At 69.4% G+C, this 16,169-nt stretch carries 12 protein-coding genes; 5 read left to right on the top strand and 7 right to left on the bottom strand.

The features are described from left to right. The first annotated feature begins 17 nt into the window (after positions 1–17). The 3 genes from CIW48_RS06520 to CIW48_RS06510 are packed head-to-tail and all read left to right on the top strand — an operon-like array spanning position 18 to position 2,289. Positions 18–890, top strand: a complete 873-nt coding sequence (locus CIW48_RS06520; RefSeq protein WP_149310073.1) for a glycosyltransferase family 2 protein — start codon at positions 18–20, stop codon at positions 888–890. Further along, on the top strand, positions 887–1,963 hold the full coding sequence (locus tag CIW48_RS06515) for an acyltransferase (protein WP_149310072.1): 1,077 nt from the start codon (positions 887–889) through the stop codon (positions 1,961–1,963). Before CIW48_RS06520 ends, CIW48_RS06515 begins: the two co-directional genes overlap by 4 nt. After that, positions 1,960–2,289 (top strand): hypothetical protein, encoded by a 330-nt coding sequence (locus tag CIW48_RS06510; RefSeq protein ID WP_149310071.1) that lies wholly within the window; start codon positions 1,960–1,962, stop codon positions 2,287–2,289. Before CIW48_RS06515 ends, CIW48_RS06510 begins: the two co-directional genes overlap by 4 nt. Here the strand turns inward: CIW48_RS06510 and CIW48_RS06505 are convergent. Then, positions 2,259–2,510 (bottom strand): DUF3297 family protein, encoded by a 252-nt coding sequence (locus CIW48_RS06505; protein ID WP_149310070.1) that lies wholly within the window; start codon positions 2,508–2,510, stop codon positions 2,259–2,261. The genes CIW48_RS06510 and CIW48_RS06505 overlap by 31 nt on opposite strands. Continuing rightward, entirely contained in the window at positions 2,507–3,169 is a 663-nt protein-coding gene (locus CIW48_RS06500) for a CatB-related O-acetyltransferase (protein WP_173009195.1), read from the bottom strand. The genes CIW48_RS06505 and CIW48_RS06500 overlap by 4 nt, the downstream gene beginning before the upstream one ends. Positions 3,170–3,235: 66 nt before the next feature. On the opposite strand from CIW48_RS06500, the gene CIW48_RS06495 reads away from it, so the two are divergent. Together CIW48_RS06495 and CIW48_RS06490 are read left to right on the top strand one after the other, a co-directional pair. Beyond that, positions 3,236–5,566 carry an NADP-dependent malic enzyme gene (locus tag CIW48_RS06495; protein ID WP_149310069.1) on the top strand — a complete coding sequence of 777 codons (2,331 nt, stop codon included), beginning with the start codon at positions 3,236–3,238 and terminating at the stop codon, positions 5,564–5,566. Between the two features lie 82 nt (positions 5,567–5,648). Continuing rightward, positions 5,649–7,094, top strand: coding sequence for an acetamidase/formamidase family protein (locus CIW48_RS06490; RefSeq protein WP_149310068.1), 1,446 nt, complete (start codon positions 5,649–5,651; stop codon positions 7,092–7,094). A 106-nt stretch (positions 7,095–7,200) separates the two neighbouring features. On the opposite strand, the gene CIW48_RS06485 is transcribed toward CIW48_RS06490, so the two are convergent. The 5 genes from CIW48_RS06485 to CIW48_RS06465 all read right to left on the bottom strand — a co-directional run bounded on the left by CIW48_RS06485 (position 7,201) and on the right by CIW48_RS06465 (position 16,131). After that, positions 7,201–9,714, bottom strand: a complete 2,514-nt coding sequence (locus CIW48_RS06485; RefSeq protein WP_149310067.1) for a methyl-accepting chemotaxis protein — start codon at positions 9,712–9,714, stop codon at positions 7,201–7,203. A gap of 469 nt (positions 9,715–10,183) precedes the next feature. Next, positions 10,184–11,737, bottom strand: a complete 1,554-nt coding sequence (gene ppx, locus CIW48_RS06480) for an exopolyphosphatase (RefSeq protein ID WP_149310066.1) — start codon at positions 11,735–11,737, stop codon at positions 10,184–10,186. An 82-nt stretch (positions 11,738–11,819) separates the two neighbouring features. Continuing rightward, positions 11,820–14,177: an RNA degradosome polyphosphate kinase gene (locus CIW48_RS06475; protein ID WP_149310065.1), complete on the bottom strand. Its 2,358-nt coding sequence runs from the start codon at positions 14,175–14,177 to the stop codon at positions 11,820–11,822. A gap of 105 nt (positions 14,178–14,282) precedes the next feature. Continuing rightward, positions 14,283–14,993 (bottom strand): hypothetical protein, encoded by a 711-nt coding sequence (locus CIW48_RS06470; protein WP_149310064.1) that lies wholly within the window; start codon positions 14,991–14,993, stop codon positions 14,283–14,285. Positions 14,994–15,006: 13 nt separating this feature from the next. After that, on the bottom strand, positions 15,007–16,131 hold the full coding sequence (locus CIW48_RS06465; RefSeq protein WP_149310063.1) for an AI-2E family transporter: 1,125 nt from the start codon (positions 16,129–16,131) through the stop codon (positions 15,007–15,009). Positions 16,132–16,169 lie beyond the last annotated feature (38 nt).

Raw genomic sequence — 16,169 nt, 5'->3', positions numbered from 1 at the left:
CCGCGCTTCGCTGCCCGGTGCCGAGCCTCGTCGCGATCGTCGTCGCGCATGACAGTGCCGACGTGCTGCCCGGCTGCCTCGCGGCGCTCGCCGGCCAGCACGTGCCGGCGATCGTGGTCGACAATGCCAGCCGGGACGCCTCCGCGTCGGTCGCGGAGGCGGCCGGCGCGCAGGTGATCCGAAACGCCCGCAACGAGGGTTACGGCCGCGCCAACAATTGCGGCGTTCGGGCGGCCGAGACGGCGGAGCATGTCCTCATCGTCAACCCGGACGTGGTTCTGCGCCCGGGCGCCGCGGACGCCCTGCTGGCGGCGGCCCGATCCTGGCCGGATGCGGGCCTGCTGGCGCCCCGCCTCGTCGAGCCCGACGGACGCTTTTTCTTCCAGGCGCGCTCGCTGCTGGCGCCCTATTTGACCAATCCCGGCGGCAGGCTCGCACTGCCGCAGGGCGATGCCTGCGCGCCGTTCCTCTCCGGGGCCTGCCTGATGATGCCGCGCGCCCTATTCCTGGACCTCGGCGGCTTCGACGAGAACATCTTCCTGTTCTACGAGGATGACGATCTGTGCCGCCGCGTGGCCGAGCACGGCCGCGCCCTGATCCATGTCCATGGCGCCGAAGCTCTGCACGGTCGCGGCCGCTCGTCGGCGCCCGAGCCCGGCCGGGTGTTCCGGTCGCGATGGCATCAGGCATGGTCGCGCGCCTATGTCAGCCGCAAATACGGTCTGCCCGGCCCGAGCCTCGCCGCCCTGATGACCAACGTGCCGAAGGCGCTCCTGTCGGCCCTAATCCTGCGCCGGGCGGGTCTGGAGCGCTATGGCGGCTCGGCCGCAGGCGCCCTCGCCTTCCTGCGCGGCCGGACCGCGCTGTCCCGCGAGGGTCTGACCCGATGAGCGCGCCGACGATCGCGGCCGCGCTGGATCGGGGCCGCAACGGCTTCACCGGTCTCCGACTGATTCTGGCCTTGGCGGTGGTCGTGTCCCACGCGTTCAGCGTTGCGACCGGTGCGGCCGGCGACGAACCCCTCGCCCGGCTCACCGGCTACACCCTCGGCGAGCACGCGGTGAACGGCTTCTTCGCGGTGTCGGGCTTCCTGGTCACGATGAGCTGCGACCGCCGGGGTCTTCGCGATTACGCCGTTGCGCGAACCCTGCGGATCCTCCCGGGACTCGTGGCGGCGACGCTCGTCGTCTCGTTGGGGCTCGGCGCGGTTCTCACCCGCCTGCCCGTCTCCGCCTATCTGGGCGATCCCGGCCTGTGGTCGTTCATCCGCGGGACGCTGACGACCTTCAAGAGCAACGCCGCCCTCCCCGGCGTCTTCGAATCCAATCCCTACCGGGCCCCCCTCGGCACAATCTGGACGCTGAAATACGAGGTTCTGTGCTACCTCGGCGTTCTCGTCGCCGCCCTGTGCGGCCTGCTCCGGCGGCGATGGTCGGCGCCCCTGATCGTGGCCGTTCTGGTGCTTGCCCTGACGATCGCCTGCGGCCTTCGCGGTCCGGATTTGCCCAAGGGCACGGAGACGGCGCTGCGCCTGCCGCTGCTCTTCGCGGCCGGCGCGGGCCTCTATTTGTGGCGCGACCGCGTGCGGATCTCGGCCGCCGCCCTCGCCTGCCTGGCCTTCGGCGCCTTCGTCCTCGCGCGGACACCGGCCTATCCGGCCCTTCTGTTCCTGGCCGAGTCGTATGGCGCGGTCTGGCTCGCCCTGGGCCCCCTGGCGCGCGGCCTGTTCGACCCGTCGGCCGACCTCTCCTACGGGATCTACCTCTACGGATGGCCGATCCAGCAGAGCCTGCACGACCTCTGGCCGGCCGCCTCCGGGCCGGCGCTCCTGGTGCCGGCCCTCGCCCTCACGCTGCCGGTCGCGGCCCTGTCCTGGTACGGGGTCGAGCGGCCGGCTCTGTCGCTGAAGGCGCGGGCGCTCGGGCGGCGCCGCCTCGGCACGATCGAACCGGCCGGGCCGTGACCGCCGACGGTCCCCTTCCGCCGCTCAAGGCGCTCGGTCTGGCGGCGCGGATGCTGGAGGCGCACGGCTTCGCGATCGTCGCCCGGAACGAGCGCGGCGACAGCCTGTATCTGCGGCGGCAAGACTGCTCCTGGCACCTGCGCCTGTCGAACCACGCGCGCACCGCCAGGCAGCGCGCCGGCCGCTCCGATATCCTGGCGAGCCTCGTCATCGACGGGCCGCGTGCTCCGGAACAGGTCGCGACGCTCGTCCGGGATTCCGTCCGGAACTTCGACGCCGCGCTGGCGCGGGTCGATCAGGCCTCCGCTTCGGGCTCGCGGAAATAGGGCTCCACGGTGCCCTTCAGCTTCACGGTCATCGGGTTGCCGGCCCGGTCGAGGGTCTTGCCGGCCGACAGCCGGACCCAGCCCTCGCTGACGCAATACTCTTCGACGTTCGTCTTCTCGACACCCTTGAAGCGGACACCGACCCCGCGCTCCAGCACCTTCTCGTCGTAGAACGGGCTGTTCGGGTTGGAGGCGAGGCGGTCGGGAGGCGTATCGGTCATCGTCCAGATCTCGGGTCGTCTTCGATTTGGGCCCCGCCGGTACGGGAATCCGCGCTGACGCGCAACGCCGCCAGCAGATCCGCGATCCGGCCGCTCTGAAGCAGCGGCACCAGGCGCGTCACTGTCGCTTGGGGCAGGTCCCACCACGCCGCCGCCACGAGTGCCGTCACCGTGGCCTCGTCGAACCGGCGCCGCACCACCCGCGCCGGATTACCGGCCACGATCGCGTAAGGCGGCACGTCGCGCGTCACCACGGCGCGCGCCGCCACCACGGCGCCGTGCCCGACCGTGACCCCCGACAGGATCATGCATCCGGAGCCAAGCCAGACATCGTGCCCGATCACCACGTCGCCCCGGGAGGCATGGTAATCCTCGGGCGCCTGCGCCTCCGGGAAGAGCCCGCGCATCGCCGCGAACGGGTAGGTCGATGCCCAGTCCAGCCGGTGGTCTCCGCCGAGCAGGATCTCAACCTTGTCGGCGATGGAACAATAGCGGCCGATCGTCAGCCGCCGTCCGCTCTCCGGAAAACGGACTTTTGGACGCCCGTACGAATAAGCGCCTATGGAGAAGCCGTAGGTCCTCGCCAGTTTGGCGAGGTGGATCCGGGTCTCGTTGTGCGGGTTGCGCCCCCTGCGCAGCCGGTGCAACAGACCGGTCATGACGCGAGCCCGCACGCTGCGCGACCGCGTCGTCCTCGGTGAAAAAGGTGAGCGGGAGCGTGGGCGATGGCCGATAACATGTCCGAGGACCTCAAGGCCGGGGCGCTCGTCTACCACCGCCTGCCCAAGCCCGGGAAGCTGGAGATCCAGGCGACCAAGCCGCTGGGCAACCAGCGCGACCTCGCGTTGGCCTACTCACCCGGCGTCGCCGCCGCCTGCATGGCGATCCACGACGACCCGCAGCAGGCCGCCGAACTCACGATCCGCCAGAACCTCGTGGCGGTGCTCTCCAACGGCACGGCCGTGCTGGGCCTCGGCGATATCGGGCCGCTGGCCTCGAAGCCCGTTATGGAGGGCAAGGCCGTCCTGTTCAAGAAATTTGCCGGCATCGACGTCTTCGACATCGAGGTCGACCAGAAGGACGTATCCAAGCTCGTCGACGTGGTCTGCGCCCTGGAGCCGACCTTCGGCGGCATCAACCTGGAGGACATCAAGGCCCCCGAGTGCTTCGAGGTCGAGGAGCAGTGCCGGGCGCGGATGAACATCCCGGTCTTCCACGACGACCAGCACGGCACCGCGATCATCGTGGCGGCCGCCGTCCTCAACGGCCTGGAACTCGCCGGCAAGAACCTCGCCGACGTCCGGATCGTGACGTCGGGCGCGGGCGCGGCGGCGCTCGCCTGCCTCAACCTGCTCGTGTCGCTCGGCGCCACCCGCGAGAACATCACGGTCACCGACATCAAGGGCGTGGTCTACAAGGGCCGCCCGGAGCTGATGGACCGCTGGAAGGACGTCTACGCCCAGGAGACCGACAAGCGGACGCTGGCCGAGGTCATTCCGGGCGCCGACGTGTTCATCGGCCTCTCGGCCGGCGGCGTCCTGAAGCCCGAATACCTGAAGGAGATGGCCGAGAAGCCGCTGATCATGGCCCTCGCCAATCCCTATCCGGAGATCATGCCCGATCTGGCCGAGAAGGAGCGGCCGGACGCGATGATCTGCACCGGACGGTCGGACTTCCCGAACCAGGTCAACAACGTCCTGTGCTTCCCCTACATCTTCCGCGGCGCGCTCGATGTCGGCGCCCATAAGATCAACGAGGAGATGAAGAAGGCCGCCGTGAAGGCGATCGCGGGACTGGCCCACGAGACCACCTCGGACGTGGTGGCCCGGGCCTATGGCGGCGAGGCCCGGCCGTTCGGACCGAAATCCCTGATCCCGAGCCCCTTCGACCCGCGCCTGATCCTGCGCATCGCCCCGGCGGTCGCCAAGGCCGCGATGGATTCGGGCGTCGCCGGCCGACCGCTCGCCGATCTCGACGCCTATGTCGAGAGCCTCGACCGGTTCGTGCACCGGTCCGGCCTGATCATGAAGCCGCTCTTCTCGAAGGCGAAGGCCGAGCCCAAGCGCGTGATCTACGCCGAGGGCGAGGACGAGCGCGTTCTGCGCGCCGTTCAGGCGATCGTCGAGGACAAGGTCGCCTTCCCGATCCTGGTCGGCCGGCCCCGGGTCGTGGAGACCCGGCTGAAGCGCTTCGGCCTGTCGATCGAGCACGGCCGCGATTTCGAGTTGATCGATCCCGAGGACGATCCCCGCTACCGCGCCTACGTGCAGACCTATCTGGAAGTCGCAGGCCGCCGGGGCATCACGCCCGACGCGGCGCGCACGCTGGTGCGGACCAACAACACGGTGATCGGCGCGATCGCGGTCCGACGCGGCGAGGCCGACGCGCTGATTTGCGGCCTGGAGGGCCGGTTCGAGACGCGGCTGCGCATCATCCGGGACGTGATCGGGCTTGCGCCCGGCGTGGAGCAATGCGCCGCGATGAGCCTCGTGGTGACGCATAACGGCGCCTATTTCCTGGCCGATACCCATGTCCGCCAGAATCCCACCGCCGAGGAGATCGCCGACGTGGCGCAGGCCTGTGCCGGGCATGTCAGCCGCTTCGGCCTGACGCCGAAGATCGCGCTCCTCAGCCACTCGGATTTCGGCCAGTCCGACTCCCCCTCCGCGATGAAGATGCGCGAGGCGCTCGCGCTTCTGCAGCGGCGCGACCCCGAGCTTCAGGTCGACGGCGAGATGCAGGCGGATTCGGCTCTCAGCGAGATGGTCCGCGACCGCGTGCTGCCGGGCTCGCGGCTCAAGGGTGCGGCCAACGTCCTGATCTTCCCGAATCTCGACGCGGCCAACATCGCCTTCCAGTTCGCGAAGGTGCTGGCGGATGCCCTGCCGGTCGGCCCCCTGCTGATCGGGCCGGCCAAGCCCGCCCACATCCTGACGCCTTCGGTGACCGCGCGCGGCATCGTCAACGTCACGGCTGCGGCCGTGGTCGAGGCTCAGGCGGACGAGGCCGTTTTGGCCGAGCCCGCGGAGAGCGGCCTCGGCCTGATCTCCGAATGAGGCACGGCTGTCGACGGCCGCGAGCGTGGCCGTCGATTTGCTTCCCGATCCCGGGGCCACGAAACCATCGGGAGACGACGCGATGTGCGCGGGCGATGATCCAACCTGCCACGCCTTCGAGGAGCACCGCCGCCGGTTTCGGCGGGATCTGGAGCCGGAGCGGCGCGCGTTCCTGAAGAGCAGCTTCGCGGCGACCGGTGCCGCCGCCGCGGCCTTCGCGGCCGGCGGCCCGTCGCTGGTGAGCCCGGCCCTCGCCCAGGCGAGCGGCGCCAAGATCGCCGCCACGGCGCATTACCATCTCCCGGCCAATGCCGAGACCGTCCATTGGGGCTTCTTCAGCCGCAGCCTCAAGCCGCAGGTCGAGATCGGCTCGGGCGACTTCGTCACCATCGAGACGCTGACCCACCAGGCGAGCGACGATGCCGAGCGGATGATCCAGGGCGACCCGGGCGCCGAGAGTGTCTATCTCTGGACCAAGGACAGGATGGCCGTCTCGCCCCGCGGCGCCGGCCCTATGGACGCCAAGATCGGCCCCGGCGGCGGCCTCGGCGTGCACATCTGCACCGGACCCGTCGCGATCCGCGGCGCCGAGCCCGGCGACGTCCTGGAGGTGCGGATCCTCGACGTGGCCCCGCGCCCCTGCGCCAATCCCAAATACAAGGGTCTGGCTTTCGGCAGCAACGCGGCGGCCTGGTGGGGCTACCATTACAACGACCTGATCACCGGCGATCAGAAGCGGGAGGTCGTCACGATCTACGAGGTCGACGCCACCGGGGAGCGCGACTGGGCGCGGGCGGTCTACAGCTTCCGCTGGCCGGGCGTGACCGATCCGTTCGGCGTCTCCCACCCGACCATCGACTATCCCGGCCTGCCGGTGGATCACACGAAGACGCAGAAGACCTTCGAGGTGCTGAAGGGCATCCGGGTGCCGATCCGACCGCATTTCGGCACAATGGGCGTCGCGCCCGCCGAGGCCGACCGGGTCAACACGATCCCGCCGAGCTACACCGGCGGCAACATCGACAATTGGCGGATCGGCAAGGGCGCGACCTTGTACTACCCGGTGGCTGTGCCGGGCGCCCTGTTCTCGGTCGGCGATCCCCATGCCAGCCAGGGCGATTCCGAATTGTGCGGGACCGCGATCGAGTGCTCGCTCACCGGCACCTTCCAGTTCATCCTGCACAAGAAGGCCAACCTGCCCGGCACGCCGCTGGAGGCCCTCGATTTCCCGATGATCGAGACCCGGGACGACTGGGTGCTGTCCGGCTTCAGCTACCCGAACTACCTGCGCGACCTCGGCCCGGACGCGCAGAGTGCGATCTTCCAGAAATCCTCCATCGACCTCGCCATGCGCGACGCCTTCCGCAAGATGCGGCAGTTCCTGATGCACGCGAAGGGGCTGACCGAGGACGAGGCGATCTCGCTGATGTCGGTGGCGGTCGATTTCGGGATCACGCAGGTCGTGGACGGCAATTGGGGCGTCCACGCCGTGGTCAAGAAGTCGATCTTCTCCGATCGGGTCGCCTGAGAACCGGCAGCGCCACGCCGTTCGGCGTCGCGTTGCCCGGGATCACCGCGCCGCACGTGAGGACGGAGAGGCCGGCCTCGCCCCGAGCCGCTGCGGGGAAGCCCTCTCACGCGGCCTGCGCGGTCCCCGCCGTGGTCATCAGACCGGCGATGACCCGATAGGTCTCGGACCAGGCGGCCCGGACCTCCGGCGTGAAATCCGCGCCGAGGCCCCGTTCCAGGGTCCAGAGCAGCGCTGCGCCGACCGGCTCGTAATGCGCCTCCAGCGCGCCGTAGCCGGCATGCCGTTGCCCGAGGTCGCGGACCGTCGAAACCAGGGCTTCGGGCTTGTCCAGGTTGGTCACCGCCAGGGCCAGCATGGCCATCAGCTTCCGCTTCTGCGCGGTCATATCGTCGGGGAACAGCGACCGGATGTGGGGCGCGATCGCGAACAGGCGTCCGTAGAACAGGTCTGCCGCGGCGTCGCCGATCGCCTGCACCGTCGCGAAGCTGCCCTGCACCAGGGCGACCTGCGCGGCCGAGACGGCATAGGAGACGCGAATGCTCCCCAGGAACCGCCCGACCTCCGCGGTCAGGTGCTCGGACTGGTGCGACAGCGCGGAGGCCGCATCGAGGACTTGGCTGGCGGCCAGACCGGTGCTCTCGGCCGCCTGCGCGACGCCGGCGATGTTGCTGGTGACCTCGCCGGTGCCGATCGCCGCCTGCCCGACATTGCGGACGATCTCCTGAGTCGCGGCGCCCTGCTCTTCGACGGCCGCCGCAATCGAGGCCGCCGCGCCGTTGATCTCGCCGATGCGCGCCGTGATCGTCGCGATGGCCGCGACCGCCTGTCCGGTGGAGCCCTGCACTGCGGCGATCTGCGCCGAGATCTCGTCGGTGGCCCTGGCGGTCTGCTCGGCCAGCGCCTTCACCTCGCTGGCCACCACCGCGAAGCCGCGGCCGGCGGCGCCGGCGCGCGCCGCCTCGATGGTGGCGTTGAGCGCCAGCAGATTGGTCTGCTCGGCGATCGATGCGATCAGCCCGACGACAGCGCCGATCTTGTTCACGGCGCCGCTCAGCTCCTGGACGCGCGCCGCCGTGCGGTCGGCCTCCGCCGCGGCCTTCTGCGCGAGATCCGCCGAACCGTCGGCCTGTCGTCCGATCTCCTGCACGGACGTGCCGAGCTCCTCGGCGGCTGCCGCCACGGTGTTGACGTTGCCGGAGGCCCGCTCGGCGGCGGCCGCGACCGTCGTCGATTGCCCGGCCGTCCGGGTTGCGGTGGCGGTCATGGTCTGCGCCGTGCGCTGGAGGGCCGAGGCCGAGGCCGCGACCTGGCCGATCATGCCGCCGACCGCCTGCTCGAAGCGCTGGGCCATCTGGCGCAAACTGTCGCGCCGCTGCTCGTCGGCGTCGAGCCGCGCCCGCTCGGCCTCGGCCTCGAGATCGCGGGTGCGGATCAGGTTCTCCCGGAACGCCTCTACGGCCGCCATGATCGGCGCGAACTCGTTGCGGTACGCATCTACGGGAAGCGTGACGGCTGTCTCACCCCGGGTCAGGGCGCGCATCGCCGTTGCGATGATCCGGATCGGCCGCAGGATTCCGCCGAGCAGGGCGAGAAGGCCCAGGGCGACGAGCAGCGAGGCGGCCAGAAGTGCGCCCGCATTGCGCCGGAAGATGCTGCCCGCTTCCGCCGCGAGGATCTCGGCGCGCGTGACCATCTCCTCGAGGGCCGAGTCCGCGAGATCGACGATCGTCATTTGGTCGACGGTGTTCCGTCGGCGGATGTCCTGGATCCTGCCGGGGGGCACCCGCTGCTGGCTCAGGGCATCGAAGATCGCATCCGCCTCTCCGGCAGCCTCGCCCTCGAAATTGCTGCGCTTGGCCCGCTCGAAAGCGGCGCGCGTGGTGTCCGAGACGGAGGCCGCGGCCTCGCTGGTGCTTATCCAAGCCGCCTGGACCCGGGCTCGCTCCTCGGCCGCCGCTACGGTCTCGGGGAGCGACCACGACGTTCCGGCAGCCAGCGCCGCCTGCACGCGCATGGAGGCATCGCCGATCGCCACGCGGCTCTTCCAGGCCGATCGTTTGAGGACGAGGTGGCGCTGCAGGATCGCGTCGGAACGAGGGATCGCCGAATCCACGGCGTCCGAGGCGACCGTGAGCGCGTCGAGTGCTTCCTGGAAGGTGGTCAGCACCTTGGGCATCAGCGTCGGGTCCCGCTCGGCCTTCGCGACGCGCAGAGCATTGTCGATGCGGGGGCGGAGCCCGTTCAGGGCGTCCTGAGCCGCGTTCAGCCGCGCCACCGTCGCGGTCACGCTGGGCACGTCCTGGCACTGCAGCAGATGCTGAACGGTCTTGAAGCCTGCGGCTGCGGCCTCCCGGTTGGTCGCGTAGGCCGTCAGGCTGTCTTGATCGACCGCGTCACCGCCCAGGGCGACGGCAGCTCCCCGCTCAAGGCGCACCGAAAGAATCGTCTTGAGCAACTGGCGGCTCGCGCGCGTCAAAGTCACGGCCTCCTCGGCCTGCCGTGCCTTACTCCGCGCGTCGAACAAAGCGTTGCCGCCATATCCCAAAAGCATCAGCGCCATCGAAAATATGGTGGTACACATAAAGACACGAATTGATAAATAACCAAGCCACTTCATTTCGCAATATCCCCATAAATCAGGCTCAATCTGGGAGGGGATCGCAGCATACAATGAAAAACTATCCTGGCTACGTCGCAAAACATCGATCGTGACAGGCGAATATTATTTTTAATCACGACTTGCAAAACAGTTTTGCCGCGTTTCAGGAAATACAAGAAAATAAATTATAATATTGACACAAGTTCATGGGTTTTCATCGGCGCTTTAATTGGCGCCATTCGGCTGTGAGCCGACGTCTTTTCACGGGCGGACTCCGAAAGATACAGACGCGCGGGCCGGGACACCCGAGCAGGTCCTCGGTGCTCATAGTGCGGACGAGACGAGCGCCGCTGGGCCGCGATAGCGGAACACGGCCCGACATTGCGCGCCCTGTCCCACCGCGCCGCGCTGCCGGGCGGCGCGGTGGGATCCGGGCGCCGGATCCGTCGCGCACGTGTCGGGTTGCCCGCGCCCCGCGCGGATCGGATCAGGAGGGCCCGCCCGCGATCTCGATCCGGCCGTCGAGTCCGATCACGCGGCCGAGGCCGCGAACCCGGTTCAAGAGACGGTCTCCGTTCAGGGGCTCCCAGGCGCGCGGCAGACGCAGCACGACCCGGCCCTCCTCGACGGCGAGCGGTGCCCGTCCGAGGGCGCCGTCCATGCCGGCCGAGATCGCGAAGGCGATGCGGAGCAGCGCGCCCAGCAGGCGGGCCCGTTCGAACAGGCGCGGACCGGCGACCCCCCGCAGCATCGCGTTCGCCTTCTCGGGCGCGAGGCCGGAATGCCGCAGGGACACGGCCAGGGCGAGATAGGCACGGCCCGGATGATCGACGCCGACGAAGGCCGCGTTCTGGATCACCGCGATGCTCTGTTCGTCGCGGTAATCGGGATGCGCCCGCCATCCGACATCCGAGAGCAAGCAGCCCGCGTGGCGCAGACGGCGCTCGTCGGCGGTCTCGTGACCGTCCAGGGTCGCGACGAATCGGTCCGTCCAGGCGATCAGCTCTTCCCCATGGCGGGGTGAGCGCGCGCGCAGGACGTTGAATTCCGACGCCGAGGCCAGAAGCGGATCGAGCAGCCGGGTGTCGCGGTCGAGCTGCTCGAACAGCAGGCCCTCGCGCACCCCGGAGGCCGAGATCGCCACTTCCCGCGGGCGACCGACCCGGATGATTTCCTCCAGCACGACGGCTCCGTAGGCCAGCAGCGGGCGCCGCGCCTCCGAGATCGCGTCGACATCCTGCAGCAGCGCCACGTCGGTCTGCTCGACCACTTGGAGGAAGCTCAGCTCGTCGGTCGGCTCCACCGCGTAGCCGTGCATCACGTGGACGGGGTAGCCGCGGGCGGCCTGGTGGAGGCGCGCGATCGCCCGCCATGTGCCGCCGACAGCGTAGAAGGTCCGGCCGCGCAGGGTCTCGAGCTGTGGCGCAGCCTTGCGCATGTACTCGCGGACGATCTTGGCGGCCTTCTTGACCGAGCCGCCGGAGAGGTCCTGAAGGGCGAGGCCGCCCAACGGCATGGTCACCCCTTGTCCGACCACCGTCCCCCGAACGTCCACGAGTTCGAGGGAGCCGCCGCCCATGTCGCCCACGACCCCGTTCGGCGCGTGAAACCCGGAGACCACGCCGAGGGCCGACAGTTCCGCCTCGCGCCGCCCGGACAGCAGCTGGATCTCCTGGCCGCAGGCCGCTTCCGCCGCACGCAGGAAATCGGGACCGTTCTCGGCGTCCCGTGCCGCCGCGGTGGCGAGCACGAAGACCTGTCTGACGCGCATCGTCTCGCACAGGACCCGGAACCGTCCCAGGGCCGTGAGCGCCCGGGCCACCGCCTCCTCGTTCAAGCGGCCCGTCGTCAGAACGTTGCGGCCCAGGCCGCAGAGCACCTTCTCGTTGTAGAGCGGCGTCGGCGCCCGGGTCAGGCCGTCATAGGCGACCAGCCGCACCGAGTTGGAGCCGATATCGATGATCGCGACCGGCTGCTGGGCGGCGCTGTCGATCGCCTCCGCATCATGCGCGAGGGTGAGGTTGGCACGAGGGCTGCCCAAACGTCCGAGTCCTTCATCAGCCCGACGCGCCTGTCGACGCGCCGTGCGGGAGGTTTAACCCAGCGTCGCTGCGCGGCGAAACTCAGCTGCGCTGCGCGCGACGGCTCAGTGCCCGCGGGCTCGACTTCTTCGATGCCTTTCCGCGTCCCGAGAGGCTGGGGTTGGTCATGAAGTACTTGTGGGCATTGAACGGCTCCTCGCCGTCGGCGGGCTGGATCCGTTCGCAGCCACCCGAGGCGAGCAACCGCCAGCTCTGACGGTTGTCGAGCAGGTTGGCCAGCATGATCTGGTCGAGCACCTGTTGATGCACCGTCGGATTGGTGATCGGCAGCAGCGCCTCGACGCGGCGGTCGAGGTTCCGGCTCATCAGGTCGGCGGACGAGATGTAGACCGTGGCCTTTGGATGCGGCAGCCCGACCCCGTTGCCGAACGCATAGATGCGCCCGTGTTCCAGAAACCGGCCGACGATCGACTTGACCCGGATCGTCTCCGAGAGGCCGGGAATGCCCGGCCGCAGGCAGCATATGCCGCGCACCACGCAGTCGATCTGAACACCGGCAGCCGAGGCGTCGTAGAGCGCGTCGATGATCTGGCTGTCGACCAGCGAGTTGCACTTGATCCAGATGGCCGCCGGGCGCCCCGCCTTCGCGTGGGCGACCTCCGCCTCGATATGCTCCAGAAGCCGGTTCTTCAGGGTCAGCGGCGAGACCGCCATCCGCTCCAGCTCCGCCGGTTCGGCATAGCCGGTGATGAAGTTGAAGATGCGCGACACGTCCCGCGCGATCGCGGGATCCGCCGTGAAGAACGACAGGTCCGTGTACACCCGTGCGGTGATCGGATGGTAATTGCCGGTGCCGACATGGCAGTAGGTCACGAGCTTGTCGCCCTCGCGCCGGACCACCAGCGACAGCTTGGCGTGGGTCTTCAGCTCGACGAAGCCGAACACCACCTGCGCGCCGGCCTTCTCGAGGTTGCGCGCCCAGCGAATATTCGCTTCCTCGTCGAAGCGCGCCTTCAGCTCCACCAGGGCCGTGACCGACTTGCCGAGCTCCGCAGCCTCGGCGAGGGCCGCGACGATCGGCGAGTTCGAGGATGTCCGGTAGAGCGTCTGCTTGATCGCCACAACGTTCGGGTCGCGGGCGGCCTGCGCGAGGAACTGCACCACCGAATCGAAGGATTCGTAGGGGTGGTGGACGATGAAGTCCTTCTGCCGGATCGCCGCGAAGACATCGCCGCCGCTCTCGCGGATGCGCTCCGGGAAGCGGGGATTGTAAGGCTTGAACTTCAGGTCCGGCCGGTCGATCCCGACGACCTGGGACAGCTCGTTCAAGGCGAGCATGCCCTCGACGAGGAAGATCGCGTCCGCGGCAATCTCCAATTCATCGGCGACGAAGCTGCGCAGATCCTCGGACATGCCCGCCTCGACCTCGAGGCGGATCACGACGCCGCGGCGCCGCTGCTTCAGCGCCGTCTCGAAGTGCAGGACGAGGTCTTCCGCCTCCTCCTCGATCTCCAAGTCGGAGTCGCGGACGACGCGGAATGCGCCGCTGCCCTTCACGAGGTAGCCCGGGAAGAGCCGCCCGGTGAACATCCCGATCACCTGCTCGATGGTGATGAGGCGTGCCGCGGTGTCGCTGTCGCTCACCGGCAAGCGCACGTATCGGTCGATGACGCCGGGCAGGCGGATCAGGGCGCGCAGCAGCCGCCCGTCCTTCGGACGCACCAGCATCAGCGCGATGGTGGTGCCGAGATTCGGGATGAAGGGGAACGGGTGGGCCGGATCGATCGCCAGCGGCGTCAGCACCGGGAAGACGTGGTTGAGGAAATACTCCTCCAGCCACGCCGCCTGCTCGGCGGTGAGGGCTGCAGGCTCGACGATGTCGACGTCGGCAGCGTGCAGCTCCGCGCGCAGCTCTCGCCAGCGGGCCTGCTGGTCGGCGGCGAGGCGCGAGACCTCTGCGCCGATTCGGACGAGCTGCTCGGAGGGCGACAGGCCGTCCTGCGACGGGACCGTGATCCCGGCCCGCACCTGATCGATCAGGCCGGCGACGCGGACCATGAAGAACTCGTCGAGATTGTTCGCCGAGATCGACAGGAAGCGGAGGCGTTCCAGCAGCGGATGGTTCGGGTTCGACGCCTCCTCCAGGACGCGCCGGTTGAACTGCAGCCAGGACAGCTCGCGGTTCACGAAGCGCTCCGGCGAGTGGCGCAGGGACCGCCCCGCTTCCAGCACCGGCTCACGGGCCGCGCCGACGACCGGCTCCGCCGGAGGCGAGGCTGCGGCCGGCCACTCGTCATTGGCGTCCGCGGCGGCGGGGTCGGCCTGCTGACGCCTGGGCGCGGGCGCGCGCCGCACCGCCGGATTGGCCGCCGCGCGCCGACGGGGCTCGGCGGCCTCTTCGGCGGCGTCGCGGTCCACGGGCTTCTGCGTCGATTCCATCCCCGATCCCTGTCTCTGCGCGGCGCTCCTCGCGGCGGCGGAGCGTGTATCATCCTAGACCTGCGGCCTTCACGACGGTTTCGTGACGGCCGCAGCATTCGGCGTTCAGCCGGCCGGGTCGGCCTCGTCGTCCAGCCCCATGCGGCGCAGCACCGCCAGAGCGAGCGGCCGGCTGATCCGGCGTCCGCGTCCGAGGGCGTCGCGATCCAGTTCTGCGACGACATCCCGGGCGCGGCCCAGCGACCGGTCGATGCGCAGGGCGAGCGAATCGATGACGCCGAGATCGACGACCAGCTGCCGGTCCACGAACAGCTTGACCAGGACGGCCCGCAGAAGGGCGTCGTCCGGCGCCTCGATGGCGATGCGCGGGGCCAGGCGAAGCCGCGAGCGGAGGTCGGGCGTCGCGAGGCCGAGGGCGTCGATCCCGGTCGCGCTGGTCAGCAGCACCGGGCAGGCGCGCTCCCGCGCGCGGTTCAGCAGATGGAACAGCGCCGCCTCGTCGAGCCGCTCCGCCCGATCGATATCCTCGATGACCAGCGCCCCGTTCGAGACGAGGTGCTGGACCGCGTCGGCCCCCAGCTCGGCGGCCGGGAGGGTCCAGGCATGGGCGCGCTCCGCCCAGATCGCCGCGAGATGGCTCTTGCCGCTGCCGGAAGGTCCGGTGAGGACCAGGACGCTGTCGGGCCAGTCCGGCCAGGCCTCGATCAGCGTGTAGGCCGCCTCGTTGGCCGGACCCACGAGGAAGTCCTCGCGCCCGTAGCGCGGGTCGAGGGGCAGGTCGAAGGCCAGCTGGCGGGGTGGTGCGTTCTCGCGCATGCGTCGCCCAGGATCATCCCCCGCCCGCGGAGGTCAAGGCCGAAGCGGCCTTGCCGTCTTGCTCGATCAGGATCGGCTGGCCGGCATGGTAGAGGCGGCTCTCCAGATAGCGGGCCAGGGCGAAGCGCACGAGGACGCCGATCGACGCCGCGATCGGGACGGCGAGGAGCAGTCCGACGAAGCCGAACAGCGTCCCGAACGCCAGCAGCGCGAACATCAGCCAGACCGGGTGCAGCCCGGTGGAGTCGCCCACGAGCTTCGGCGAGATGACGTTGCCCTCCAGGAACTGGCCGACGAGGAAGACGCCCACGGTCAGCCCCAGATGCAGCCAGTCGCCGGAGGGCCAGAACTGGACCAGCGCGACGCCCACCGAGAGCAGGAAGCCGGTGAGCGTGCCGACATAGGGGATGAAGGTCAGGAATCCGGCGATCAGACCGATCAGCACGCCGAAATTGAGCCCGACCAGCCAGAGGCCAACCGCGTAGAAGCTCCCCAGGATGAGGCAGACCAGGGTCTGGCCGCGGACGTAGCCGGTGACCGCCCCATCGATCTGGCGGGCTAGCTCGCGCACCGTCGCCCGGTGCCGCGGCGGCACCCAGCCGTCGATGGAAGCGACCATCCGATCCCAATCGACGAGGATGTAGAAGGCGACGACCGGCGTCACGACCAGCAGCGAGGCGATCGAGATCAGCGCCTGGCTGCCCGACCAGAGCGACTTCAGGAATGCGAGCAGCCACGTCCCGGCCTGGGTGGCGAGCGTTCCGACGGAGGATTGCAGCTCGTTGAGAACGTTCGCGCCGCCGACACGCTCGAGCAGGCTCCCGGAGCGCTCGGCGATGATCGCCTGAAGGCGCGACACCATCCCGGGCAGCGCATTGACCAGGGCCACGACCTGATTGGCCGTGAGGGGGATCAGGATCAGCAGCGTCACCACGAGGACGACGACGAACAGCGCCAGGATCAGGAGGCTCGCCGCCAGCCGCCCGAGGCCGAGCCGCTCCAGCCGGTCGGCCAGGGGGTCGAGGAGATAGGCCAGCGTGATGCCGGCCACGAAGGGCAGCATCACCTCCCGGAGCAGGTAGATGATCAGTCCCAGGGCGACGACAGCGGCCAGCCCGATGATAGCCCGTGCGCGCACGATGATGCTCCCCCTCGCGGCACACCACGCCAGCGGGC

The organism is Methylobacterium sp. P1-11, from assembly GCF_008329595.1.
Classification (GTDB): domain Bacteria; phylum Pseudomonadota; class Alphaproteobacteria; order Rhizobiales; family Beijerinckiaceae; genus Methylobacterium.
This window is presented reverse-complemented; position numbering and strand designations above follow the sequence as displayed.

Excerpts from the sequence above, each read along its gene's own strand:
- CIW48_RS06515 (WP_149310072.1), top strand. The coding sequence starts at position 887 with ATGAGCGCGCCGACGATCGCGGCCGCGCTGGATCGGGGCCGCAACGGC.
- CIW48_RS06475 (WP_149310065.1), bottom strand. The coding sequence starts at position 14,177 with ATGGAATCGACGCAGAAGCCCGTGGACCGCGACGCCGCCGAAGAGGCC.
- CIW48_RS06500 (WP_173009195.1), bottom strand. The coding sequence starts at position 3,169 with ATGACCGGTCTGTTGCACCGGCTGCGCAGGGGGCGCAACCCGCACAAC.
- CIW48_RS06490 (WP_149310068.1), top strand. The coding sequence starts at position 5,649 with ATGTGCGCGGGCGATGATCCAACCTGCCACGCCTTCGAGGAGCACCGC.
- CIW48_RS06485 (WP_149310067.1), bottom strand. The coding sequence starts at position 9,714 with ATGAAGTGGCTTGGTTATTTATCAATTCGTGTCTTTATGTGTACCACC.
- CIW48_RS06470 (WP_149310064.1), bottom strand. The coding sequence starts at position 14,993 with ATGCGCGAGAACGCACCACCCCGCCAGCTGGCCTTCGACCTGCCCCTC.
- CIW48_RS06505 (WP_149310070.1), bottom strand. The coding sequence starts at position 2,510 with ATGACCGATACGCCTCCCGACCGCCTCGCCTCCAACCCGAACAGCCCG.
- CIW48_RS06495 (WP_149310069.1), top strand. The coding sequence starts at position 3,236 with ATGGCCGATAACATGTCCGAGGACCTCAAGGCCGGGGCGCTCGTCTAC.